The organism is Chryseobacterium sp. JAH (assembly GCF_001507335.1).
GTDB lineage: Bacteria > Bacteroidota > Bacteroidia > Flavobacteriales > Weeksellaceae > Chryseobacterium.
The window spans coordinates 718,095-742,610 of record NZ_LMAH01000003.1 but is presented as its reverse complement, the minus strand read 5'-3'; the positions used below and the strand labels follow the sequence as shown (position 1 = coordinate 742,610).

The following is a 24,516-nucleotide window of genomic DNA, read 5'->3' as shown; positions in this document are numbered from 1 at the left end:
TGCTTTCTTAAAGTCAAAAATAGGGATTTACAAATAGCTAAGCACAATTTTGTTTCTCATTAATATAAGATTTAAAGAAATTTTCTTTTGAAAATTTATTCTCCACAGTCTTACCTGCGGTTTCCGAACTTTTCATTCTCACCCTGCAAACGTCCTGCACTGCGAAGAAATATCTTTCACTTTACAAATACTAAAAATTACTAATAAAATCTAAGATACTTTACGGCAATAAGTAATTATGATAGCGATCGATGGTAAAGTTACCCCTCACTATATTTTTGAAACTTGCAAATACAATAAAATTGAAGACAAACAAAGCAATGATAAATGTATGAATCAATTTTTTGGTAGTTAAAGAAACAACAGCCATTGCATTCGGAATGATGATATATGAGAACCCAATAAAAGCTCCTGCTAGTCTTGAAGAAAAAACTGGATTATTTCTGAAAATAAAATACAAACAAATTCCGATGACTGCATAGTTCCGATGATACTCATAATACGGAAATTTTTCTTTCATTGGAGTATCGAAAAAGAACAAGAAAAATGTGAGAATTGCCATTAGCCCCTCAGGGATCCCGATTCCTCCATTAATCCTCTGAGTTGTCTCGTCTATATAACCGTTAAAACCTTCTACAAGCATATTATCACTTGCTACACTACTAATAAAGTCTCCAAAAACCCTGTAAACTTCAAAGGGAGATGCAAAAATAGAAGCGATGATACAAATCAGCATCCAAAATTTATTCATCGGAATACGTACTAACCAATACATTGGGAGAAAAACATAACAGACATTATGTATACCAGCACCCAAATAGATGCAAAGCAAATACATTAATAATCTATCTTGTTTAATAAACCGAATACCGTAATAAATAATAAAAGAACCTAAACACTGCCTGATCTGTCCACTCTCCCCAATAAAGAAACCGGGAATAAACATAAACAGGATAAAGGTAAAAGGATAAAATGTATTATCATCAATATACTCTATTTTGAGAATGATTGTTATCGTAGCAATTACCAGCGTGAGCATATAGAAAGGCGCGTTGAATACGTTAAGCAAAATCTTATTGATTAAAACAAACAACCATTCGAGCTCTATAGGTTGAGTTCCGTCGAGATATAAAGCTTTCAATATAATATTGATATATTCTTTTGTGTCAGAATAATTATAAATACCTATATAACTTCCGTAATCTGGGCCTACCTGATTACGCAAGCCTGCAAGTACAATCAAATATCCAGCTAAAAACCACAGCCACTTTTTCTCTACTTTTCTTCCGTACACTTCCTGAAAACTGAAAACGAGGATGAAAATCAGCGCAATGATATAATATGGGTGTAGTAGATTCATTTAGGTTGTATGAATATTTTCAAACTGGTGAAAAGCCACAATCAATCCTGAAAGTAGAAGTGGTAAAAAAAGCCTCACCTCCCAGAAAAGTCCCACTAAAGTAATCATTCCAAGATAGGGTATGGAAAAGAAAAGATATTTTTTTAAAATTGATTTTCCCTCAACACTACATAGGCTATAAATAAAGTAGAACCCTATGCTGGCAAAAAGAAATCCCGCAAGATTAAAAGGGCTGGTAAAATTTTCAGCAAGATAAACTCCCTCAAAAAATGAGACATCTTGTGGAATCATTATTTTTAATCCTAGGTAAGGCAGTACAAAAGACAGAACCAGTATTCCGATTTCTTTTATATACTTAAAAACTCCGGCTTTATTCTCTATAAAAATTGCCGCAAAAAAAGCAATGTTGAGACATGCCGTTTCTCTTATCAGTGTCGACACCAATACCGTAATACACAAAAAAATAAAATCAGATCTTTTTTTGCGATGAAAATACTGCAATGAGAACAAAACTCCCAACAGATAAAAAAAAATTGCCATTAAATCACAATTGGTGGGAACATACTGCACAATGACAATGAAAAATACGGCTAAGAGATGCACTATTTTTTTAATATTGGAATTTCCTAAAACTTCAATCGGGCTCAGTTTTAAAATTGAATCTAAAACGATCGACGAAAAAACCAAAAACACGCTATTAATGAGAAAGACACTGTGATAGAAAACAGTTCCGTTTTTAAGAAGGACCACTTTTAGTGGTGAAAGATAAGAATTGATGATAAAATCCAGGAATCCTGTCACTTCTACCATCAAAAAATTAGGAATCACTCGGTAAGCATATACCGATGTAAACATAAAATCAGGAGGACTCTCCATCGACTTAAGCTTTACATACGAAGATTCAAATCCATAATAAGACATGAAGAAAAGCAGAAATGGAAGAATTACTACAAACAGAAATCCGTTTAATTTTTCATCAAATGTTCTCAACATACCATGCAGTTTCCCGATTAAGAATAATTCTGTGTCTAAAAAATATGTGTCAGCGTAAAGGGAACGTTTGCAAAAATAAAAGATTTTTTCATTTTACGTGGAATATTTTATTGATTTTCGGCGAAAACTTATCATAAATGTTTTAAAACTACTCTATAAAAAATTAAATTTGCAAACTTGATTTGAGAAACTCATGCATCGTTTTTTCATCTATTTATATTATCTGATTGCCAAAAACAGAATTCTTTCTATCGCAGCCGCTTTAGGAATTGCTGGAATGTGCCTGTTCTTCGCTTCTAAAATCAATTTTGAGGAAGACATCAATCAGATCATTCCGAAAAATGAAAAGTCTGATTTGACTGCAAAAGTTTTGAAACAACTCAACTTTTCAGACAAAATCATTGTCATCATCGAGAAAAAATCGAAAGACGACAACTTCCAGTTATCCGAAACGGCTGACCAATTTTTAGAAAAAACAAAACCTTTGCAAAAATACATCGGTTCCGTTCAGGGAAAGGTGGACGATAATGAGATCTCAGAAACTTTTGATTTTGTCAACCAGAATCTGCCTCTGTTTTTAGACGAAAACGATTATCGGGAAATCGAGCAAAAACTCAACAAAGACAGCATCGCCAACCAAGTTGAGAACAATTACATTTCATTGGTTTCGCCTACAAGTTTGGTAACGAAAGATTTTATAAAAAAAGACCCTCTAGGAATCACTTTTTTAGGAATCAAAAAACTGAATGCGCTTAACATTAGCAAAGATTTCAAACTCGAAGACAATTACGTAGTAACTAAAGACGGAAAAAACCTTCTGCTTTTCATCGAACCAAAAAACAAAAGCAACGATACCAAAAACAATGAAGTTTTCGTCAATCAGCTGAACGAAATCAAAGACAACCTCAACAAAGAATTTAAAGGAAAAACGGAGTTGAGCTATTTTGGTTCTCCGGTAATTGCAGTTGCTAACGCACAGCAAATTAAGAAAGACATTCAGAATACGGTTATTATTTCGATGACTGTGCTGATGATTTTATTGATTTATTATTTTAGAAGTTTTTTCACACCACTCATCATTTTTCTTCCAACGCTGTTTTCAGTTTTGTTAGCTCTAATGGTTTTATATTTTATTAAAGATAAAATCTCAGCCATTTCACTGAGCGTAGGTGCGATTTTAATTGGAATTACGATTGATTATGCACTTCACATTCTTACTCACTACAAGCATAACAACAATATAGAAGAGCTTTACAAAGAAATTACCCAGCCGATTATTCTAAGCAGTGCGACAACGGCGGTTTCATTCTTGTGTCTGGTTTTTGTGCGTTCCGAAGCGCTGAAAGATCTAGGGCTTTTCGCATCAATTACGGTATTATTTTCATCAATTTCGGCATTGATTATTGTTCCGCAGCTTTATCATCCAAAAGAAAAATCTGACACATTAAATACCAATTTCATCGATAAAATTGGGCATTATCCTTATGAAAAGAATAAGCCTTTGATTATTGGCTGTTCGCTTGTGATTATTGCGTGTTTGTTTGGTTTCCGTCACGTTGGTTTCAATGAAGATATTGGCGATTTAAATTACATTCCGAAAGATTTAAAAATAAGCGAAGCCAAGCTTGAAAAATTATCTGACATCACGTCAAAATCCATTTACACGATTTCTTATGGAAACTCTGAGGAAGAAGCATTGGCAAGAAATTCAGAGTTGAGTCAGTTTTTGGAAAAAGAAAAGAAGGATGGCAAAATCTTAAGCTACAATTCACTTGGAAATGTTGTTTTGTCTAAAGAAGACCAGCTGAAAAAAGTAGCAATATGGAAAAATTTCTGGAACGAAAATAAAAAGAAATCTACAGTTTCTGAATTGGTTTCTAATGGTAATAAATTCGGTTTCAACGGTTCTGCTTTTGACCAGTTCAATGAAAATTTAAATAAAACCTACTCCACTTTAAGCTTACAAGATTACCAAAAAATAAAGGCGCTCCAGATCTCGGAATTCCTCAGTCAGGAAAATGGATTCTATACAGTTTCGAATGTGGTGAAAGTAGACGAAAAGAAAAGAGATGCATTTATCAAAGACATCGAAAAGAAGCACGATGCCATCGCCATCGATCGCCAGCAGATGAATGAGAACTTTTTGGGCTTGCTGAAAAGAGATTTCAACACGTTGATTAATTATTCATTATTGGCCATTCTTCTCACCATTATTGTTTTCTTCAGGAATTTTGAATTGACGATGCTCACCATGTTTCCTATTGTTTTAACTGGAGTTGTCACTGCTGGAATTCTCTATTTTCTCGGGTTAGAACTCAACATTTTCAGCACCGTAGTCTGCACATTGGTTTTCGGGGTTGGTGATGATTTCAGTATTTTCTTGACGAAAGCAATGCAGAAAGAACATACGACAGGGAAAAACGAACTTCCGACGTACAGAATTTCGATTATTTTGGCGGTTTTCACGACGATTTTATCGATTGGCTCTTTGATTTTCGCAAAACACCCGGCGTTGCATTCTTTAGCTTTGGTTGCGCTTATCGGTATGCTTTCGGTGATTATCATTACCTCAACTTTATATCCGTTTTGGTTTAGATTTTTAATTATCAACAGAACAAAAAAAGGACTTTCCCCAATTACGTTCAGACTGTTCTTACATTCGGTGATTCTTTTTATTTATTATGGTTTGGGAGGACTGATATTCTCAGTAATCGGAAGCATTTTTGTGAGAAAATCCAAAGGAAAAACGTTAGAATTTATTAAGTTAATTTTAGCCAAGTTTTTAACATCTGTCCTGTATGGAAATCCTTTTGTAAAAAAGAAAGTCATCACTAATCCCTACGAAGATTTCAGCAAGCCTGCGATTATCATTGCGAATCACACTTCTTTCCTTGATACTTTGGCGATTGCTATGGCAACCCATAAAATTGTGTATTTGGTCAATGATTGGGTGTATGACTCTCCGGTTTTTGGAAAGTTGGTAAAAGCTTTAGGTTTTTATCCTGTTTCTCAAGGTATTGAAAATGGAAAGGAAAAATTAAAGGAAAAAATTAAACAGGGATATTCATTAGTCGTATTCCCAGAAGCAGAAAGGTCTTATACTAATGATGTGAAACGTTTTCATAAAGGCGCTTTTTATCTTGCCGAAGAATTCGGTTTAGATATTTTACCGTTATACATTCATGGAAATTCTGAAGTTTTACCAAAAGGTGATTTCATTATTTACGACGGTGACATTATCGTAAAAGTGGGTGACAGAATCAGCAAAGACAATTTGTCTTTTGGAACAACTTATAAAGAGAGAGCAAAAAACATCAATTCTTATTTCAGAAATGAATTTGCGAAGCTGCGAAACGAAATTGAAGACGAGAATTATTTTAAAAAGAAATTATTTCTAAGTTTCCTCTATAAAGAAACGGAAGTTGTGAAAGAAGTTAAACAGGATTTTAATGAAAATAAATCTGTTTATTTTGAACTGAACAAACATATCGCTACCGATGCCAACATTTTGCATATTGCAGATGATTTCGGACAAAAAGACATTTTGCTGACCCTTCACCAAGCAGGAAGAAGAGTTTTCAGTCTCATCAAAAACGAAGAAAAAAGACAGATTGCTGAAAACAATTATATCGTAAAAAACAGAAAAATAAATTACATCAAAAACACTTCTGAAATCACCAAAGACATTGATGTTCTCCTGATCTCAGATGCTCAATTTAATGTTAACGAAATTGCTCAGCTTCCGAAAACTGTTATTTTTATGAACACAGAAAATACAGTTTTTGAAAACCCTTCATTTAACTTAGTGTGTACTTCCGAATCAATAAGAGTATTCCGACACGAATAATAAATTTTAAAAGCATATTTTTGTAATCCATAAAGAATATTAATGCAGAAAAACGTACTTGTTCTCTATTATACACAGACGGGTCAGCTGGAGGATATTATGAAAAATATTGCCCAGCCGTTTGAGGATAAAAAAGACGAATATCTAGTCACTTACTACAACATTCAGCTGAAAGAAGATTTCCCTTTTCCGTGGCCGAGTGATGTTTTTTTCAATACTTTCCCCGAATCTTATTTACAGATTCCAAGCGAGATTCTTCCGCCACCGGAAAATGTACTGAATAAAAAATACGATCTTATCCTTTTCGGATATCAGGTTTGGTATCTGACTCCTTCTATTCCCATCATCTCTTTCCTGAAAAGCAGTTATGCGGAAGGTTTATTAAAAGATACTCCTGTCGTTACCGTTTCCGGTACTCGAAATATGTGGATGCTGTCTCAGGAAAAACTGAAGGTTTATTTAAAAAATCTAAATGCCAAATTGGTTGGAAACATTGCTTTGGTAGACAGACACGATAATTACACCAGTGTTTTGACGATTCTTCGTTGGCTGACTACGGGGCAGAAAGAAAAGTCAGGAATGCTTCCTGCCGCTGGAGTCTCGAATGAAGAAATCAACGGAGCAGGAAAATATGGAAAGATTATTGAAAATCATTTTGACAACAGTGACTTTGCAAATCTTCAGCCAGATCTGGTGAAAAACGGAGCCGTAGAAATCAGACCATTCTTGGTTCGTGTAGAGAAAGTAGGCAACAAAATCTTTACTGTATGGAGCAATCTCATTATCAAGAAAAAAGAAAAACGCCCATTGCTGATCAAATTCTTTAAAGTATATTTGATGGCAGCAATATGGATTATTTCACCTATTGTTTTGGTTTTTCATATATTATTAGCACCCCTTTTGTGGTCTAAAAGACAGAAACAAAAAGAATATTTACAAGGAATTAATTTAAAATAGAAATGCAAGACGTATTTATAACAAAAGCTTCAACATACTTGCCGAATGAGCCGGTTTCGAATGACGAAATGGAAAGCTATCTTGGCTTCGTAAATAATACACCTTCTAAAGCGAGAGCTTTAATTCTAAGGAACAACAAAATCAAAACCAGATATTACGCCTTAGATAAAGAGGGGAAACCTACGCATACCAATGCTCAAATCACAGCAAAAGCTGTTGAAGGTCTTTTTGATGAGCAGTTCAAAAAAGAAGATATGCAGCTTCTATCCTGCGGAACTTCTTCTGCTGATCAAATTCAGCCGTCACACTCTTCAATGGTACATGGTGAACTCAACATCGGAAAGTCTGTAGAAATCAACACTGCAACAGGTCTTTGTAATTCGGGGATGAATGCACTGAACTATGGTTTTCTGAACATCAAAGCCGGAGTAAAAGACAACGCAGTCTGTGTAGGTTCTGAAAGAATGTCTGCATGGATGACCGCTGACAAATTCAACCACGAAGCAGAAAATCTGAAACTGTTGGAAGAAAGACCAATTATAGCTTTCAAAAGAGAGTTTTTGAGATGGATGCTTTCTGACGGTGCCGCTGCATTTCTGTTGGAACCAAAACCTAGAGAAAATGAAATTTCTTTAAGAATTGACTGGATTGATTTTTACTCTTATGCTCACGAAATTGAAGCATGTATGTATTCCGGTTGTGAAAAGCAGGAAGATGGAAGCTTGAAATCTTGGGCAGAATACCCTGCTGAAGAATGGCTCAACCAGTCTATTTTTGCCTTAAAACAAGACACTAAAATTTTAGATAAATATATCCTGGTAAAAGGTGCTGAAAGTTTAAGAACATCTTTCGATAAGCATCAGCTTGATCCTGATTCTATCGATCACGTTTTGGCACACATTTCTTCAGGCTATTTCAAAGAAGGATTGAAAGAGGAATTTGCTAATGTAGGTTTAGACTTCCCATGGGAAAAATGGTTCTACAATCTTTCAGAAGTTGGAAATGTAGGTGCCGGATCAATCTTTATCGCCGTGGAACAACTAATGAATTCAGGGAATCTTAAAAAAGGAGAAAGAATCCTTCTTTGTGTTCCGGAAAGTGGAAGGTTCGCTTATTCTTGTGCATTGCTAACGGTTTGCTAATGGAAGCTACATTACCCAATTCAGATAAAAGCTTTGTGGAAAATTTGATTCCCCAGAAAAAACCTTTCGTCATGGTAGGTGAGGTTTCAGAATACTCTGAGAACCATGTAATCTCAGGATTTACCATCAAAGAAGATAATCTTTTTGTACATGAAGGAATTTTTCAGGCTTCAGGATTGATCGAGCATCAGGCTCAGACTGTGGCTTTACATACGGGGTACAAATATTTTCTTTTAGGAAAAGAATCTCCTACAGGTTATATCGGAGCCATCAAATCTTTTGAAGCTGATGCTTTACCAAAAGTGGGAGACCAATTAGTTACTGAAGCTACCATTCTGAATGAAATGCTGGGAGTAACTTTGGTAGAAATTATCACGAAGATAAATGACGCCGTTATTGCAAAATCGCAGATGAAAACGGTTGTAAAATAAGATTGAAACAATTATTCATCAGTTCGAGTAAAATTCTAAAAGAATTTGTATTGAGAACCTCAGCAACTCAACTTCTCGATACGATTTTTTTTTTAAATCTAATCTAAGTGACGAAATAAATGCAATTAAAAGTTTTAATGAAACAATTTTAAATGGAGCTAAAAGAAGACAACATCATCAATATTCACCATTTTTTACCGCATCGCGAACCGATGTTGATGGTTGACTATATTCTTGAGTTGACTCAGGAAAAAGTAGAAACTTCCTTTGAAATTAGCGCAGACAATATCTTCGTTCACAACAATGAATTCGTTGAAGCCGGATTGGTAGAAAATTTAGCACAAACCTGCTCATCGATTCTCGGACAAAGTTTTTTCAAAGGTCCACATGATGATACAAAACTTATTGGCTTTATCACCAACATCAAAAAGATTGAGCTTTTTGCTTTACCAAAAGTAGGTGAAAGAATTATTTCTAAAGCGTCACTCATTTCTCAGTACGAAAACATCTGCAATATCTCATGTGAAAGTTTCAGAAATGACGAACTGCTGATCAAAGCAGAAATCAATCTCTTTATTCAGGAATTGAAATAGTAATTTATTATAAATAGATAAGCCGGCGTCAAGTCGGCTTTTTTTGTAAAAACTTATTAATTTCACTACAAATTCTTTTTACTTAATCTGTGATGAACTCACTTTCACCAATACATTGTTGACGCAAAACCGCTTTATTTCGATATATTTGGCAAAATTAAAGTTATGAACGTTAAAGTAAGATTTTATTCCTACGATATAGAATTTGAGTTTGAAAACTCTGTGGAATTTCCTGTTGCTCCGGCGGTAGGTGATGAGGTCAATCTGATTTCATTTTTTAAGTATAAAACTTCCGAAAGATTAGAATACGTCAACAATATGGAAGACCTTTACCTGTATGATAATGCGTTGGTTGTTGAACGTACCTGGTGTAAAGATATTGAGAAAGATGAAGTCTATATGCTGATACAGTTGAAGTACAAAAAAAGGAAATAAGAGTAATTCACTTTGTTTAAGCTATCAGAAGTTCTACTATTCTTCTCTTAGACTCAATATTTCATCGAAAAAATCCGGATATTTGTAATGCAAAATTCATTGTATGATCACATGTAAAAACTGCGGAAATCTATTTGACGGAAACTATTGCAACCAATGCGGACAATCGGCCAAAACCAAGAGAATCAATTATGAATTTCTGTGGGAAGATATCCAACATGGCCTTCTGCATTATGATAAAGGAATTGGCTACTCTCTAAAAAAACTTTTTGAAAAACCCGGTTATGTAATTAGTGATTACATCGAGGGAAAGCGCGTGAATCATTTCAGGCCTATCTCTATGGTGATCATTGTGGCGACCATTTATGCCTTAATTTATCATTTACTAGATTTAAATCACCGTTCCGCAATAGACGAATCTTCAGGTGCTGTATTGGAAAAGATTTTTGAACATTATTACTGGTTTGTGGTTGCGACCATTCCTGTTTATACATTCACGACTTATCTGATGTTTAAAAAAACAGGATATAATTTTTATGAAATCATCATTTTTGAGGCATTTAAAACTTCACAGAGACTGGGCGTTCATATCTTGTTTTTACCTGTTTTGTACTTTGTAAAAGACGAGTCAGGTTTTAATATTATTACAAACATTCTTTTCCTTATCGATTTCATTTTGATTTTTTGGACGAATAAACAGTTCTTTAACAAAATGACTGCGAAGGAAGTATTCCTGAGAAGTATTGGAAGCTACTTAATATACTTAATCATTGCAACTATTTTGATAGGCATAACTATTTTTGCCTTAGGATATGGCGGTTAGTTGATTAAACCCCAATATATAAGAAGTGATGCATTAGGAGTGCATCACTTTTTTATTTCAGTTAAGTTGTGTCATCTACTGCAGTTTTCTCACTGAAACATTTGGCTCTTCACCCTGTGGAACAATGAAAATTGCATTATCCGTCGAACTGTCACCTGGATCAAGATAATAACCTGCCACCACCGGAAGTACTGAACTCTCGTATTTCCCATCTTTGTTGTATGCCCAATAGGTAACATTGAGGTTGTGTGGTTTTGGTTTCAGATCGATTTTTTTTGAAGTCAGCTTTGCTCCAGTTGCATTGATGCAGTTGATCTCTACCAAACCGATATTGGTTACAATCTGAGGAGCTGTCGCCAGTCTCATATTGATGCTTTTCCCACTGTTGTTGGTTACCGTTGCCGAAACCTTATACCGGTCAAAGCTTTTGCCTCCAACATTCACTGATTCTTTATTCAGAATATTAAAAGTCACTGCCAAACCGTTGACATCTACTGTGGCGCCATCGGTAATTTTCTGACCGTAAAAGATAGTTGAAGAAAAAAGCACAAAAAAAAGTGCTAAAAATGCAGATTTTTTCATGGTAATATTTTTTAAGTTGATATGCTTTGGTGTTATTAACAGATTGTTTTAAAGATTTTTCACTAATCTTTTCACAGAATAAAATTAAAAAAATATTTTATTATAAACCTTTCCTGTGGATTAAAATAAGCAAAGCTGCTTAAAACTGCGCAGCTTTTTATATTAGAATAAAAACCATACTCACTGCAGTATGTAGGATTTTCAGCAGCAGTAATCATATTTGAAATTATTTTATTTTTTTCCAGTCTCGATCATACAGCTTTTTAAGTTTTTGTTTAAGCTCGGTTTTAAATACTTCTTTAGGTTTTTCCGCATCATCTAAAACGATCTCGAAGGTCAAAACCTCATCCTTTTCATCAAACAATTTATTCCGATTGCTATCTTTAGTTAATGTCATTATAACTTTGTTCGAATTCTCAATGTAATCCCAATAATTCAGACTATAATTTGAAGGAGAAAGTTGGCGAAAGTTTTCCCCGAAATTATCCGACACGTATAAATAGACAGGATCATCTTCTGTTATTACTTTATCTTGATTGTAATCTTTGCTTCTTATTTTATAAAAGATGTGATTGGTCTTTTTATTTTTTTTTATTTCCTGTTCTGAATTGTATTCTAAATCATATTCTAAAATCATTACTTTCTCTTCTGTCAAAAGGTGATACTCGTTTGTAATAGAATTGAGAAATAGTATGTTCCAATATTGATTGTCTGGCATTTCTTTATAATTATAGCTTTCATCATTCCTTTTATTTTGCCCCATTTGCAAAGGAAAAATCAAAACTCCAGTGCTGTCAATTTCAGTAAACGAATTCGTTTGTATATTCAGATTGTCAAGCGCAGATGAGTCGCGTTCATGTGATACTACACTTTCTATACTTCCTGAATTTTTTCCACAAGATAGAAGTAGAAATGTTGTAAAGAATAAAATAAATATTTTCATAGATGTAATTTTATACAAGTTGTAGATACCTCTCAAATATACACACTTTCAAATTCCGGAATTACTTCTAACTTCATTCCACAAAAAAAGTGAAGCATTTCTGCTTCACTTCAAACAATTTATATTAATGAAAATTAATATCCGAAGATTTCTTCAAGGGTTACTTCTTTGAATTCACCCATTTTGTTGATCGATTCCATATTCAGGTTTTCTTTTTTCCCGATGATGGCCGTGTTATACTTCAACGGTTTAATATCAGCATTGTAAAAGCTGGTCAGCTGAGGCAGACTTAAATTCTGAATCTCTGCGTACACATCTTTTCTGATATCGTAATCTACGCCAAGTTTTTTCAATGCCAACTGGTTGTAGAAAATATTGGTTCTGTTGATTCTGTTTGATGCGATCTGCTTCAAGGCCGAACCTTTAGAATTTTCAAACTGTGCCGGAATCTGCGGGAAATCTGCCATCAGATCATTCATTGCGCTTACGGCAAGAGGTAATTTATTGGCCTGAGTTCCGATGTAGTTGGTCACATAGTTCGGGTGATCCTTTTCAGAAGCCGTTGCGTAAGAAACGTAGGCAGAATAAGCCAGTGACTTACTTTCTCTGATCTCCTGGAAAACGATAGACGACAATCCGCGACCGAAGTACTCATTGAATACGTTTACTTTCCCAAAATTGTTTAAGTCTACATTCTGAGCTTTGGCAACTTTAGCCATTTCCATCTGTACCATGTCGTAAGCAGTGAAATATACTTTTCCTTCTGTTGCAGGCTCAGCATACACTTTAGCTTTCGCAGGCTGTAGTTTTGTGTTGGCAATGAATGGTTTTACCGCTTTTTCCAATCCTTTCTGATCTTCTCCATAGATGAAAATCTCATAAGGATATTGATTTAAGGTCTTGATTTTAGACATCAGTTCGTTTACGTTGATGCTTTCCAGACGCTGCTTAGAAATAATATCGGTCATCCTGGAGTCTTTCCCATATTTAGCATAATTGGAAAGCGCTGACATAATTCTGGTCTTATCTTTTTTAGCAACTTCTCTCGATTCTAGAATTGTTTTTACGGTTTGATCATAGATCGCTTTGTCGGCTTTCACGTTGGTCATCCAGTGGTTCATCAATTCTACTCCTTTCTTCATATTGCTTTCCAGTCCGCTCAAAGTGATAACAGTTTGGTCATTAGAAGTTCTGAAGCTGTTTGAAATTCCCAGTTTGTAGAATTCTTCTTTCAGCTGTTCAGGAGTGTATTTGTCAGTTCCTAAATATTGTAAAACACTTACTCCAAGGCTTAATTCTTTGTCGTTGTCTGTCCCGAAAGGGAAAATATAACTGACCTGAGCGACTTTGTTGTATTTGTTTTGAACAAAGCTCACCTTTTTGTCTTTGATTTCAGAAGTAGCAATTGCTGTTTTGTAATCAATAAACTGAGGTTTGATGTCTCCTGCTTTAGTTCCCAAAATATCTTTAAGGAAAGGTGACTGCGCTTCTCTGTTAAGTTTAATAGGTGTGATGGCAGGATTCTGTACACGAACCAGTTTATCATTCACTCCTTTTTCTTTATAAACCACAACATAATTATCTTTGAAAAACTCATTCGCAAACTTTACAATATCTGCTTTGGTAATTTTTTCATAATCGTTGATTTCATCTAATTCCTGCTGCCAGGTCCTTTCGTTGATGTAAGCACTGTAAAGTGTTGTAGCCAAACCGTCTGCGGTTTCCCAACCTTTCATACGCTGAACTTTCATATCGTTGACAATCGCTTTCAGCATCCAATCTGGAAACTGACCTTTTTTAACTAAATCAATCTGCCCAAGCAACAATTTTTTAGCATCATCAAAGCTTTGACCTTCTTTTGGAACTACATACATCGTAAATGCTCCGTAGGTTTTATATGGAGATTCATAAGCTCCTGCGCTGAGTACCTTTTGTTTTTGGCTGATATTTAAATCAATTAAACCCGCTTCCCCATTATTGCTTAGAATTTCACCAACCATACTTGCCAATCTCGCATCTTTTGTTCCATAAGAATCTGATCTCCAAGCCATCGTCATTCTCGGTGCAGACGGACTTTTTACAGTTCTGCTTACCACCTGGGTCATTGGTTCTTCAGATACCATTTTTTTCATGGGAAGTTCTTTGTATTTGAACGATCCGAAATACTGGTCAACTAATTTTATAGTTTTATCAAAATCCAAATCACCAACCAAAACAACTGCCATATTATTAGGCACATAATAGGTGTCAAAATACTTGTGAATTGCTACCATTGAAGGGCTTTTCAAATGCTCTGACGTTCCTATTGTGGTCTGCTGACCATTTGGGTGTTTAGGGAAGAGTGCTTCCATTAAAGCATAATTTACCAAACGACCGTCGTTATCCTGAGCCCTGTTATACTCTTCATAAACCGCCTCAAGTTCTGTATGGAAAAGCCTTAGAACCAATTCTGAGAATCTTTCTTTTTCAACTTTCAGCCATTTTTCCAATTCATTAGCAGGAATATTGTTTTTATAAACTGTTTCATCTAACCAGGTGTGAGCGTTGGTTCCTGTTGCTCCCAAAGATGAAATTGCTTTATCATATTCATTAGCAATTGCATATTTTGAAGCTTCCTGAGAAACCTCATCGATTTTTTTGTAAAGTAATTTTTTCTTTTCAGGATCCTTTTCTGCTTTATGCTGTTCATAAAGGTCAGAAATCTGCTGCAACAAAACTTTTTCTTTTGCCCAGTCCTGAGTCCCCAAATGAGAAGTCCCTTTGAAAACCATGTGCTCAAGATAATGAGCCAATCCTGTATTATCACTTGGATCGTTGTTTGAACCCGTTCTTACCGGCACATACGTCTGAATTCTCGGAGCATCGTCGTTTTTTGCGAGATACACTTTCAATCCGTTTTTTAAGGTGTAGACTCTCACTCCCGCCTGATCATTTTTTACAGTTTCATACGTGTAGCCCTGACCATCGGTCACCGTCTGCGTATCAAATTTCTGCGCCATTGCATTGATCATTAAAAAGAATGAAAGAGAAATAAAAACTTTCTTCATAGTGAAATTTATTAATTTAATGTTAAATCAGTAGGATTTTGAAGGCATTTGTTACAGTCTTTCTTCTATTTATATTACACAGTATAGAATGCAGTCTCTACGGAGCTCACCTTGAATCACTTTTAATTTTTATAAAAACATTTTGGTCCTCTGTAGCAATCAATATTCTTCAGTGAATTTCAAAATCTTTGTCTGGAATATATTTAACCAAAATACAACCGCTCTGGGAACAGAATTTGCACACGCTAACTAATTAATCCATTAAAAATATCTTATGAAAACTAAAATGATTTGGGCAAACTTTGCTATCGAAGATCTTGACCGTACTACTGACTTTTACACTAAGTTAGGATTCAAATCGAATGGGCGTTCAAATGAACTGACTAGTTTTTTCTTCAGTGACAACAGCTTTGTCATTCATTTTTTCCTTAAAGATATTCTGGAGAAGAATACAAAAGTTGCTTTTTCAAATAGACAAAATCCCAATGAAATTATTTTCACTCTGTCAGCAGAAACAAAAGAAGAAGTAGATCAATGGGCAAAATCTATAACAGATGCCGGTGGAAAAATTGATTCCGAGCCTCAAGAATTTGGAGATGGATATTATGGTTTTGTTTTTTCAGATCCGGATGGACACAAGTTTAATGTATTTATGATGTAATAAATACGTAATTCAAATGATTTACAGAGAATTTGCTCTAAATTCCGACAGATGAGGTCGATATATTCCATTATCCTATGTCCTGCATTTTTATTATTTTAGCACATTGAAAAATAAGTGAGAAACAGATGCATAAAGTATCGTCTGTAGATTAAAATATCAATATTTTCGGGTGAAAAAACAAGACATTCCACAAGACGAAAGTAATTTGCAGTCAGCAAATATGACCGAAATGTTATATGTGACTGATGAAAATAACAATTACACTACCGCGCAAAGCATCGGTTGGGAAGCTAAAAAAGCAGCCCTTGATGAATCGATGGCACTCATCAATGAGAGAATTGAAGAAGCAAAACAAAATGTAGCCAACCATATCGTGAGCCCGATCATCTATTTTATGGAACTCAATAAGATGGATTTACAGGTTCTTGCAGCGTACGTTGGAAAGTGGCAATGGACGGTCAAGCGACACGCAAAACCGAAAACATTTAAAAAACTCAGCGATTCTACTTTGAAAAAATACGCCGACACCTTCGGAATTTCGGTAGATGAATTAAAAAACTTCGACGGTAAATAATAATGAAGATCAACTTTGAACACCACCAGACAGCCCACTGCGAAAACGGTGTTGCCTCCAATCTATTACTCAACAAAGGATTAAAACTCAGCGAACCAATGATTTTCGGAATCGGTTCCGGATTATTTTTTGTGTATTTACCTTTTTTGAAAGTAAATTTTGCCCCGGGTTTCAGTTACCGTCCAATGCCTGGAGCTATTTTCAGCAAAGCGGCAAAAAGACTGGGAATCAAAATCAAAAGAGTTAAATTTTCCAACCCAAAAGAAGCTCAGGCTGCTTTAGAGAAAAATTTAGAACAAAATATTCCCACAGGTCTACAGGTAGGTGTTTTCAACCTTACTTATTTTCCTGAAGAATATAAATTTCACTTCAATGCCCACAACTTGGTGGTTTACGGAAAAGAAGACGGAAAATTCCTTATCAGCGACCCTGTGATGGATTTTGCAACAACGCTGACTGAAGCCGAACTGGAAAAAGTGCGTTATGCCAAAGGTGCACTCGCTCCGAAAGGTCATATGTACTTCCCGACACACATTCCAGAGAATGTCAATCTGGAAGAAGCTATCAAAAAAGGAATCAAAGATACCTGCAAAAACATGCTCGCTCCTGTTCCAATTATTGGGATAAAAGCAATGCGTTGGGTAGCGAAAAGCATCCCGAAATGGGCTGAGAAAAAAGGCACAAAAGTAACCAATCATTATCTCGGACAGCTGATCAGAATGCAGGAGGAAATAGGAACCGGCGGTGGCGGATTCAGGTTTATTTACGGAGCTTTTTTACAGGAAGCTGCAGTGATCCTTAAAAATGATGAATTGAAAGAGCTATCTAAAGAAATTACTGCCATTGGCGATCTTTGGAGAGATTTTGCAGTGGATATTGCAAGAGTTTACAAAAACAGAAATTCGAAAAGCGACATTTACAATCAGCTTTCAAAATCGATGCTGCATATTGCTGATTTGGAGGAGGCGTTTTATAAAAAATTGAGAAAAGCAATATAGTTTGGAGAATATCATCGAAATAAAAAACCTCTACAAGAAATACAAAAATTCGGAAGACTTTTCGGTTAATGATATTTCTTTGAACATCGATAAAAACGAGATCTACGGAATTCTCGGTCCCAACGGAGCAGGGAAAACGACGTTGATTTCTATGCTTTCTGGTTTGATTAAACCAACCTCAGGAAGTTTTACTATAAACGGAATGTCTCCTAAAAAAGACAATTCAAAAATCAAACAAATCATCGGTGTCGTTCCTCAGGAATATGCGCTCTACCCGACTTTGACGGCGAAAGAGAATCTTTTGTTCTTCGGAAGTCTGTATGGTTTGAAGAACGATTATCTTCACAAAGCCGTCGATGAAGCTTTAGAATTGATGGGTTTGACAAAATTTGCCAATAAAAAAGTAGATCAGTTTTCAGGTGGAATGAAACGCCGCTGTAATCTGATTGCAGGAACACTTCACAACCCAAAAGTTTTATTTCTGGACGAGCCTACTGTTGGCGTTGATGTTCAGTCGAAAAAAGCGATTATCGATTATCTTTTAGATTTAAATAAAAAAGGGACGTGCATTATTTACACCTCGCATCACCTTTCTGAGGCTGAGGAATTCTGTACAAAAATCGCCATTATTGATCACGGAAAAATCCACGCGACTGGAACTCCGGAAGAATTAGTGGAAAGAGTTGCCAATGCTGAAAACCTGGAGGATGTTTTCATTTCATTAACCGGAAAAGAATTGAGAGATGTTGTATAAATTGTGGAGAAGTTTCATCAAGGAAATTCAGTTACTGAAGAGAGATTCGGGCGGAATTGTCATCATTTTCCTGATGCCGTTGCTGTTGATTATTACCATAACCTTAATTCAGGATTCGACATTCAAAAATCTGGAAGGTTCAAAAATTCCGATTATTTTTATTGATAATGATAAATCTGAAGTTTCCAAAGTCATCAAAAAAGAACTGGAAACCAGCAAAACGTTTGAACTCGTCACCAACTACAAGGAAAAATCGGCCGAGAAAGCTGTGTTCACGGGAGATTATCAGATGGCCATCGTCATTCCTGAAAATTTAACGAAAGATTTAAATTCAAATATCGATTCAAAAGTTCAGACCGTTGTAAGTTCATTTGGTTTGGAAACCGATTCTACTTCGACAAAAGCTGCTGCTTCGAAAGCAAAAGACATTCATCTCTATTTCGACCCCGCCACCAACGCAGGTTTCAAAAATTCTGTAATGAATGCCATCAACAAAATGGTTTTTGAAATCGAAAATAAAAAAATTTACAAAGCCTTCCAGGACCAACTCGGAACGACGGAAGACCTTGAAAATAAAAGTTTGATTACCTTCAAAGAAATCACCCCGAACAAAGGAAAAGAAGAAGTAATGCCGAATTCCGTACAACATAACGTCCCGGCGTGGGCGCTGTTTGCGATTTTCTTTATTGTGGTGCCGTTGTCGATTAATTTAGTCAAAGAAAAAAGTCAGGGAACTAGCGTGAGAGTTCGTGTGAGTCCTACGCCGTATTACATTCATATCTTAGGAAAAACATTCACGTATCTCATAATCTGCGTCATCCAGTTTCTGCTGATGGTTGCAGTGGGAATCTGGCTTTTCCCACTGATGGATTTACCAAAGTTTGATGTCACCGGAAAAATGTTCCACCTTCTTATTGTCACTCTTTTTGCAGGATTGGCAGCGATAGGATTTGGGGTTTTAATAGGAACGATGTCCAATACCCAGGAACAATCTGCACCGTTTGGAGCGACTTCAGTAGTGGTTTTGGCAGCGATTGGCGGAATCTGGGTTCCTGTCTTTCTAATGCCTGAATTTATGCAGAAAATTGCGCAGCTTTCTCCGATGAACTGGGGATTGAATGCGTACTACGATATTATTTTAAGAAACAGCGGCATTGGCGAAATTGCTAAAGAACTGATTTTCTTATTATTATTTTATGTTGCGATGGTAATCATCTCATTATTGTACGAAAGAAAACAAAATGCAGTCTAAAAATTTAACTTGTACCGAAGAAGTACGCGTCCGTTTCAATGAGACAGACCCGCTGGGAATCGTGTGGCACGGTCATTACATCGTTTATTTTGAGGACGGAAGAGAAGCTTTCGGAAGACAGCACGGTTTGACCTATCTCGACATTCAGAAAGCAGGATTTGTAACACCGATTGTAAAAAGTACGTGTGAACATTTTCTCCCTCTGAAATATGGCGAAACTTTCAACATTGTAACGACTTTCGTGAATTCTGTTTCGGCGAAACTTATTTATAAATACGAGATTTTCAATCAACAAAATCAATTGGTCTGCAGTGGAGAGACCATTCAGGTTTTTCTGGATGCTGAAAATAATTTATGTCTGTACAATCCCGAGTTTTTTCAGGCTTGGAAAGATAAAATGGGATTATAGTTGACTCTTGGCTTTTCAAAAAAGATTCAAAAATTTTAGTAATTGATGAACAGAGAAATTTACATTACAGATTATAACTGCGTCACGCCTTTGGGTTTTGATGTGAAATCAAACTGGAACGCACTTTTGGAAGGAAAATCCGGAGTTGCTTTGCATAGAATTATCGACAATAACGAAGCTTTCTTTGTTTCTACAATTGATTCTGAGAAACTAGAAGAGGAATTTAATAAACACTTCGACAATCAGAATTTCACCAGACTTGAAAAAATGTTTTTGTTGAGCCTGAAACCTTTCTTGGAAAGACATTCGATTTCCGATGAGACCGCTTTTATTCTATCGACAACAAAAGGAAATATCAGTTTATTAAAAAACGAAAGCACTTTACCGGAAGGCGTTTACCTTTCAAAATTAGCGCAAAAACTGGCAGATTTTTTTGGATTTAAAACCAAACCTATTGTCGTTTCAAATGCTTGTGTTTCCGGATTGATGGCAATTTCTGTTGCGAAAAATATGATCCAGGCAGGAAAATACAAAGACGCTTTCGTGGTCGCCGGCGATGAGATTTCTGAGTTTGTAATTTCAGGTTTCAATTCTTTTCAGGCAATCGGAAGTGAACCTTGCAAACCTTACGACAAAAACCGAAATGGAATTAATCTCGGTGAAGCCACCGCAGCAGCGTATATCACTTCCACTCCATCAGAAAATGAAAAATTCAAGTTTAAAGTTGCAGGCGATTCAGCAATTAACGATGCCAATCATATTTCCGGACCATCAAGAACCGGCGACGGATTGTATGCGAGCGTCCAGAATGCGATGAAAGAAGCGAAAGTTTCTTCAGAACAAATCGATTTTATTTCCGCTCATGGAACAGCAACGCTTTACAACGACGAAATGGAAGCCATCGCTTTCAACAGAATGCATTTGCAGAATGTTCCTTTGAACAGTATGAAAGGGTATTACGGACATTGTTTAGGTGCATCAGGTTTATTAGAGAGCATTATTTCCATGGAATCTGCCTTGAACAGCACTTTAATTCCATCTAAGAACTTTAAAGAAGTGGGCATTTCTCAGGATTTGAATATCATTAAAGAAAATCAGTCGGCAGAAATCAAATATATTTTGAAGACAGCTTCGGGTTTTGGTGGGTGTAATGCGGCAATTGTTTTGGAAAAATGTTAAAATGAAAAAGATGAAAAAAACAGACATTTGCGCCATACAAAACTCAAAAATAATCCTCAATGAAAAAATTATTTTTGAGAGTCCAACGGAGAATTTTTCAGATTTTTCGAAAGAAGCTTATAAAAGCCTAGAACTGAGTTATCCAAAATTTCATAAAATGGATAATCTCAGCAAACTGGCATTTTTGGCTTCTGAGATGATCCTTAAAAACGACGACCACAGCAAAACCGCTATAGTTTTCGCCAACAAATCCTCAAGTCTAGACACCGATTTTAAATATCAGGAAAGTATTAATTCTCAGGATAATTATTTCCCCAGTCCTGCCGTTTTCGTGTACACTTTGCCGAATATTTGCGTTGGTGAAATCAGCATTAAACATAAAATGCAGACCGAAAACGCATTTTTTGTCTTGGATGAATTTGATGAAGAATTTTTGAATTCATACGCGGCACAGATTCTGCAATCAGGGAAGGCGGAAAAAGTCTTATGTGGCTGGGTCGAACTATATCAGGAAAGTTATAAAGCTTTTGTATATTTGCTAACTACGTAATTTAACAATATAACAGTATAACAATGTAACAATACTACTCAGTTTCAATTTGTAAACCGGAACATTGATACATTGGTAAATTTAAAAGAAATGGAAGATTTAAAATTAGAATTAAAAAACAAAATCGTTGATGTTCTTAATCTTGAGGATGTTGCAGTAGAAGAAATAAAAGACACGGATCCGTTATTCGGAGGTGGTCTTGGATTAGATTCTATCGACGCTCTTGAATTGATTGTACTTCTTGACAAAGACTACGGAATCAAATTAGCAGATCCAAAAAAAGGAAAAGAAATCTTCCAGTCTATCGAAGTGATGGCAAAGTACATCGAAGAAAACAGAACAAAATAATTTAATCTAACAATGTATCCTTCTCTCAATGTCCCAATATTTTGACATTGATTAATGGATACTTGGGTACATTATTAAAAGATGAGTCAAAAAATTGCCATTACAGGAATGGGCATTATTTCCTCCATTGGTCACAATGTCGAGGAAAATTTTATTTCGCTGACAACCGGTAAACATGGCATTTCAGACATTGAACTGTTTGAAACACGCCACGCCGGAAGCATCAAAACGGGCGAAATAAAATTGTCTAATGAAGAACTTGTGCAGAAACTTCAACTCAATGAAGACAACAACTTTACAAGAACCGCTTTATTAGGAATGGTTGCCGCAAAAGAGGCTGTAGACAGTGCCGGAATTTCGAATATCAACGAGTACAAAACCGGACTTATTTCCTCCACCAGCGTGGGCGGAATGGATATTACTGAAAAATATTTCTACACCTACGAGGATTTCCCTGAAAAGCAAAAATATATTGACTCACACGACGCCGGAAATTCATCTTTGGCGATTGCAGAATTATTGGGTTTGAAAGGAATGGTTTCTACCATCAGCACAGCCTGTTCGTCAGCTGCTAATGCAATCATGATGGGCGCAAAACTCATCAAAAACGGCGTTCTTGACCGAGTGATTGTAGGCGGAACAGATTCTCTATCGAAGTTTACTTTGAATGGATTTAATACGCTGATGATTTTGACGGACTCTTACAACACGCCTTTCGACAACGACAGAAAAGGTCTGAATCTGGGCGAAGCCGCCGCCTTCCTTGTTTTGGAATCTGATGAAGTTGTCAAAAAAGAAAATAAAAAAGTCTTAGCTTATCTTTCTGGTTATGGAAATGCCAACGACGCGCATCATCAAACGGCTTCTTCGGAAAACGGACAAGGTGCCTTCCTAGCAATGGAAAAAGCTCTGAAAGTTTCCGGTTTAGATAAAGAAAACATTGATTATATTAACGTTCATGGTACCGCAACACCGAATAATGACTTATCTGAAGGCATTGCAATGATTAGGATTTTTGGTGAAAACCGAGTTCCGGAATTTAGTTCTACGAAAGCATTTACAGGTCATACTTTAGCGGCAGCCGCAGGAATTGAAGCCGTTTATTCTATTTTAGCAATGCAGAACAATGTGATTTTTCCAAATTTAAATTTCAAAACCAAAATGGAAGAATTTGATTTGACACCGGTTACCGAACTGAAAGAGAAAAATATCAACCACGTCCTTTCCAATTCTTTTGGATTTGGTGGAAACTGTTCAACTTTAATTTTTTCTAAATAATGAGTGCAGTTTACATCAACAGTGCAGCCTGCATTTCGGTTCAGGACACTTTAAATGAAAATTTCTTCGATACTTTAAAACCTGAAAATTCAGTTCAGATTTTAAAAGCCATCGAACCCAATTATAAAGAATTCATTCCGCCAGCGATGAGCCGAAGAATGTCTAAAACTGTAAAAATGAGCTCGGTAGCTTCCAACAAAGCTTTGCAGGAAGCAGGAATAGAAAAACCGGATTCTATTATTGTAGGAACCGGAATGGGCTGCTCTCAGGATTCTGAAAAGTTCCTGAAAAATGTTTTGGAAAACAATGAAGAATTCTTGACACCAACGTTTTTCATTCAATCGACACACAACACAGTTTCCGGGCAAATTGCTTTGGGATTGCAGTGTCATGGCTACAACTTTACTTATGTCAACAGTTCATCTTCACTCGAATTTTCAATGCTGGATGCGAAACTTCAGATTTTGGATGGTGAAGCGGAAAATGTTTTGGTAGGTTCAACAGACGAGCAAACCGACAGAACAATGGAACTTTATAAATTGAGCAATTCCATTAAAAAAGAAGAAAATCTTCCAACGGATTATTTAAATTCAACGACGGAAGGTGTGATTTGGGGTGAAGGTTCTAGTTTTTTCGTTTTAGGAAAAGAGAAAACTGAAACTTCTTATGCACAATTAAAAGATATTCAAATTGTTAATTCATTGGAATTAAATGAAACTCAACAATTCATTGAAGATTTTTTAGCTAGAAATAATCTAAAAAAAGAAGAGATTGATGCTGTGATTTTAGGTTTCAGCGGAGATTCAGAATCGGATGTTTATTATAGAAATGCATCTGAATTATTTCCAAATTCTTCATTACTTTATTACAAACATTTAAGCGGAGAGTTCAATACGGCGAGCGGTTTTTCAACATTTATGGCTTGTCATATTTTTAGAAATCAAGTGATTCCAGAAGTGATGAAAATTAATAATGTGACAAAGGAACGCATCAAAAATGTTCTTTTATACAATCAATTAGGAGGAATTGACCACAGTTTGGTCTTGATGGAAAGAGCTGATTAATTTTTAAATAAAAAAGCTCTAGTAAAATGAAGACCCATACTAGAATCCATTTTACAATAGCGGCAGCCTTTAATCTCATTTTAGTTTTAAAAATGCTCAGTATTGGTTGGGATGGAAATGATAAAGCAATAATTCTGGTACTTTTCGGATATTCAATTTTGATTTTGTTAAATTTAATAACTTGGTTAGCATTAAAAAAATTTAAAAAGACGGAATATTCCATTTATAAAACCACTACGATTGGACTACTGATATTGTTTATTCCGACAATTACGGCGGCAAGTATGTATTAA

Annotated in this window: 24 protein-coding genes; 19 read left to right on the top strand and 5 right to left on the bottom strand. The window is 35.7% G+C overall.

Features of this window, described 5'->3' with window-relative positions; translation table 11 throughout:
* Positions 1-220: 220 nt before the first annotated feature.
* Positions 221-1,360: an EpsG family protein gene (locus AR685_RS10620; protein ID WP_059124528.1), complete on the bottom strand. Its 1,140-nt coding sequence runs from the start codon at positions 1,358-1,360 to the stop codon at positions 221-223.
* Entirely contained in the window at positions 1,361-2,353 is a 993-nt protein-coding gene (locus AR685_RS10615) for a hypothetical protein (protein ID WP_059124527.1), read from the bottom strand.
* A gap of 193 nt (positions 2,354-2,546) precedes the next feature.
* On the opposite strand from AR685_RS10615, the gene AR685_RS10610 reads away from it, so the two are divergent.
* The 7 genes from AR685_RS10610 to AR685_RS10580 all read left to right on the top strand — a co-directional run bounded on the left by AR685_RS10610 (position 2,547) and on the right by AR685_RS10580 (position 10,581).
* Positions 2,547-6,200 (top strand): MMPL family transporter, encoded by a 3,654-nt coding sequence (locus AR685_RS10610; RefSeq protein WP_059124526.1) that lies wholly within the window; start codon positions 2,547-2,549, stop codon positions 6,198-6,200.
* A 42-nt stretch (positions 6,201-6,242) separates the two neighbouring features.
* Positions 6,243-7,157 (top strand): hypothetical protein, encoded by a 915-nt coding sequence (locus tag AR685_RS10605; RefSeq protein WP_047443640.1) that lies wholly within the window; start codon positions 6,243-6,245, stop codon positions 7,155-7,157.
* 2 nt (positions 7,158-7,159) lie between these two features.
* Positions 7,160-8,299 (top strand): beta-ketoacyl-ACP synthase III, encoded by a 1,140-nt coding sequence (locus AR685_RS10600; protein ID WP_047443638.1) that lies wholly within the window; start codon positions 7,160-7,162, stop codon positions 8,297-8,299.
* Positions 8,299-8,730 (top strand): hypothetical protein, encoded by a 432-nt coding sequence (locus tag AR685_RS10595; RefSeq protein WP_047443637.1) that lies wholly within the window; start codon positions 8,299-8,301, stop codon positions 8,728-8,730. The genes AR685_RS10600 and AR685_RS10595 overlap by 1 nt, the downstream gene beginning before the upstream one ends.
* A gap of 152 nt (positions 8,731-8,882) precedes the next feature.
* On the top strand, positions 8,883-9,323 hold the full coding sequence (locus AR685_RS10590) for an ABC transporter permease (protein ID WP_047443636.1): 441 nt from the start codon (positions 8,883-8,885) through the stop codon (positions 9,321-9,323).
* Positions 9,324-9,488: 165 nt separating this feature from the next.
* Entirely contained in the window at positions 9,489-9,758 is a 270-nt protein-coding gene (locus AR685_RS10585) for a hypothetical protein (RefSeq protein WP_047443633.1), read from the top strand.
* Positions 9,759-9,861: 103 nt separating this feature from the next.
* Positions 9,862-10,581 carry a DUF3667 domain-containing protein gene (locus AR685_RS10580; protein WP_047443632.1) on the top strand — a complete coding sequence of 240 codons (720 nt, stop codon included), beginning with the start codon at positions 9,862-9,864 and terminating at the stop codon, positions 10,579-10,581.
* A 75-nt stretch (positions 10,582-10,656) separates the two neighbouring features.
* On the opposite strand, the gene AR685_RS10575 is transcribed toward AR685_RS10580, so the two are convergent.
* The 3 genes from AR685_RS10575 to AR685_RS10565 all read right to left on the bottom strand — a co-directional run bounded on the left by AR685_RS10575 (position 10,657) and on the right by AR685_RS10565 (position 15,153).
* A complete protein-coding gene (locus tag AR685_RS10575) occupies positions 10,657-11,163 on the bottom strand; it encodes a hypothetical protein (protein WP_047443630.1) in 507 nt (168 codons plus the stop codon).
* A gap of 226 nt (positions 11,164-11,389) precedes the next feature.
* Positions 11,390-12,106: a hypothetical protein gene (locus AR685_RS10570; protein WP_059124525.1), complete on the bottom strand. Its 717-nt coding sequence runs from the start codon at positions 12,104-12,106 to the stop codon at positions 11,390-11,392.
* Between the two features lie 134 nt (positions 12,107-12,240).
* A complete protein-coding gene (locus AR685_RS10565) occupies positions 12,241-15,153 on the bottom strand; it encodes a M16 family metallopeptidase (protein ID WP_059124524.1) in 2,913 nt (970 codons plus the stop codon).
* 274 nt (positions 15,154-15,427) lie between these two features.
* On the opposite strand from AR685_RS10565, the gene AR685_RS10560 reads away from it, so the two are divergent.
* The 12 genes from AR685_RS10560 (at position 15,428) to AR685_RS10505 (ending at position 24,516) form a co-directional block, all read left to right on the top strand.
* Positions 15,428-15,814 (top strand): VOC family protein, encoded by a 387-nt coding sequence (locus AR685_RS10560; protein ID WP_059124523.1) that lies wholly within the window; start codon positions 15,428-15,430, stop codon positions 15,812-15,814.
* Between the two features lie 172 nt (positions 15,815-15,986).
* A complete protein-coding gene (locus AR685_RS10555; RefSeq protein ID WP_047443625.1) occupies positions 15,987-16,391 on the top strand; it encodes a hypothetical protein in 405 nt (134 codons plus the stop codon).
* A gap of 2 nt (positions 16,392-16,393) precedes the next feature.
* Positions 16,394-17,389, top strand: a complete 996-nt coding sequence (locus tag AR685_RS10550) for a BtrH N-terminal domain-containing protein (RefSeq protein WP_059124522.1) — start codon at positions 16,394-16,396, stop codon at positions 17,387-17,389.
* A gap of 1 nt (position 17,390) precedes the next feature.
* Positions 17,391-18,143 carry an ABC transporter ATP-binding protein gene (locus tag AR685_RS10545; RefSeq protein ID WP_059124521.1) on the top strand — a complete coding sequence of 251 codons (753 nt, stop codon included), beginning with the start codon at positions 17,391-17,393 and terminating at the stop codon, positions 18,141-18,143.
* The gene (locus AR685_RS10540; protein ID WP_059124520.1) at positions 18,133-19,395 is read left to right on the top strand and encodes an ABC transporter permease; all 1,263 of its coding nucleotides are present in this window, start codon (positions 18,133-18,135) and stop codon (positions 19,393-19,395) included. The genes AR685_RS10545 and AR685_RS10540 overlap by 11 nt, the downstream gene beginning before the upstream one ends.
* Complete coding sequence (locus AR685_RS10535) at positions 19,385-19,804, top strand: acyl-CoA thioesterase (protein ID WP_059124519.1); 420 nt, start codon at positions 19,385-19,387, stop codon at positions 19,802-19,804. The genes AR685_RS10540 and AR685_RS10535 overlap by 11 nt, the downstream gene beginning before the upstream one ends.
* A gap of 45 nt (positions 19,805-19,849) precedes the next feature.
* Positions 19,850-20,983, top strand: a complete 1,134-nt coding sequence (locus tag AR685_RS10530; protein WP_059124518.1) for a beta-ketoacyl synthase N-terminal-like domain-containing protein — start codon at positions 19,850-19,852, stop codon at positions 20,981-20,983.
* Between the two features lie 10 nt (positions 20,984-20,993).
* The gene (locus tag AR685_RS10525) at positions 20,994-21,533 is read left to right on the top strand and encodes a 3-oxoacyl-ACP synthase (protein WP_052187820.1); all 540 of its coding nucleotides are present in this window, start codon (positions 20,994-20,996) and stop codon (positions 21,531-21,533) included.
* Positions 21,534-21,623: 90 nt separating this feature from the next.
* On the top strand, positions 21,624-21,881 hold the full coding sequence (locus tag AR685_RS10520) for a phosphopantetheine-binding protein (RefSeq protein ID WP_047443784.1): 258 nt from the start codon (positions 21,624-21,626) through the stop codon (positions 21,879-21,881).
* A gap of 81 nt (positions 21,882-21,962) precedes the next feature.
* Positions 21,963-23,159 (top strand): beta-ketoacyl-[acyl-carrier-protein] synthase family protein, encoded by a 1,197-nt coding sequence (locus tag AR685_RS10515; RefSeq protein ID WP_059124517.1) that lies wholly within the window; start codon positions 21,963-21,965, stop codon positions 23,157-23,159.
* Positions 23,159-24,223 (top strand): beta-ketoacyl synthase N-terminal-like domain-containing protein, encoded by a 1,065-nt coding sequence (locus AR685_RS10510; RefSeq protein ID WP_047443614.1) that lies wholly within the window; start codon positions 23,159-23,161, stop codon positions 24,221-24,223. Before AR685_RS10515 ends, AR685_RS10510 begins: the two co-directional genes overlap by 1 nt.
* Positions 24,224-24,249: 26 nt before the next feature.
* Positions 24,250-24,516: a hypothetical protein gene (locus AR685_RS10505; RefSeq protein ID WP_047443612.1), complete on the top strand. Its 267-nt coding sequence runs from the start codon at positions 24,250-24,252 to the stop codon at positions 24,514-24,516.

Bases quoted from the DNA above. Each gene is read 5' to 3' on its own strand.
- AR685_RS10605 (WP_047443640.1), top strand. From the start codon at position 6,243: ATGCAGAAAAACGTACTTGTTCTCTATTATACACAGACGGGTCAGCTG.
- AR685_RS10560 (WP_059124523.1), top strand. From the start codon at position 15,428: ATGAAAACTAAAATGATTTGGGCAAACTTTGCTATCGAAGATCTTGAC.
- AR685_RS10595 (WP_047443637.1), top strand. From the start codon at position 8,299: ATGGAAGCTACATTACCCAATTCAGATAAAAGCTTTGTGGAAAATTTG.
- AR685_RS10585 (WP_047443633.1), top strand. From the start codon at position 9,489: ATGAACGTTAAAGTAAGATTTTATTCCTACGATATAGAATTTGAGTTT.
- AR685_RS10550 (WP_059124522.1), top strand. From the start codon at position 16,394: ATGAAGATCAACTTTGAACACCACCAGACAGCCCACTGCGAAAACGGT.
- AR685_RS10620 (WP_059124528.1), bottom strand. From the start codon at position 1,360: ATGAATCTACTACACCCATATTATATCATTGCGCTGATTTTCATCCTC.
- AR685_RS10525 (WP_052187820.1), top strand. From the start codon at position 20,994: ATGAAAAAAACAGACATTTGCGCCATACAAAACTCAAAAATAATCCTC.
- AR685_RS10530 (WP_059124518.1), top strand. From the start codon at position 19,850: ATGAACAGAGAAATTTACATTACAGATTATAACTGCGTCACGCCTTTG.
- AR685_RS10615 (WP_059124527.1), bottom strand. From the start codon at position 2,353: ATGTTGAGAACATTTGATGAAAAATTAAACGGATTTCTGTTTGTAGTA.
- AR685_RS10575 (WP_047443630.1), bottom strand. From the start codon at position 11,163: ATGAAAAAATCTGCATTTTTAGCACTTTTTTTTGTGCTTTTTTCTTCA.
- AR685_RS10580 (WP_047443632.1), top strand. From the start codon at position 9,862: ATGATCACATGTAAAAACTGCGGAAATCTATTTGACGGAAACTATTGC.
- AR685_RS10505 (WP_047443612.1), top strand. From the start codon at position 24,250: ATGAAGACCCATACTAGAATCCATTTTACAATAGCGGCAGCCTTTAAT.
- AR685_RS10520 (WP_047443784.1), top strand. From the start codon at position 21,624: ATGGAAGATTTAAAATTAGAATTAAAAAACAAAATCGTTGATGTTCTT.
- AR685_RS10610 (WP_059124526.1), top strand. From the start codon at position 2,547: ATGCATCGTTTTTTCATCTATTTATATTATCTGATTGCCAAAAACAGA.
- AR685_RS10565 (WP_059124524.1), bottom strand. From the start codon at position 15,153: ATGAAGAAAGTTTTTATTTCTCTTTCATTCTTTTTAATGATCAATGCA.
- AR685_RS10590 (WP_047443636.1), top strand. From the start codon at position 8,883: ATGGAGCTAAAAGAAGACAACATCATCAATATTCACCATTTTTTACCG.
- AR685_RS10540 (WP_059124520.1), top strand. From the start codon at position 18,133: ATGTTGTATAAATTGTGGAGAAGTTTCATCAAGGAAATTCAGTTACTG.
- AR685_RS10515 (WP_059124517.1), top strand. From the start codon at position 21,963: ATGAGTCAAAAAATTGCCATTACAGGAATGGGCATTATTTCCTCCATT.
- AR685_RS10510 (WP_047443614.1), top strand. From the start codon at position 23,159: ATGAGTGCAGTTTACATCAACAGTGCAGCCTGCATTTCGGTTCAGGAC.
- AR685_RS10535 (WP_059124519.1), top strand. From the start codon at position 19,385: ATGCAGTCTAAAAATTTAACTTGTACCGAAGAAGTACGCGTCCGTTTC.
- AR685_RS10600 (WP_047443638.1), top strand. From the start codon at position 7,160: ATGCAAGACGTATTTATAACAAAAGCTTCAACATACTTGCCGAATGAG.
- AR685_RS10570 (WP_059124525.1), bottom strand. From the start codon at position 12,106: ATGAAAATATTTATTTTATTCTTTACAACATTTCTACTTCTATCTTGT.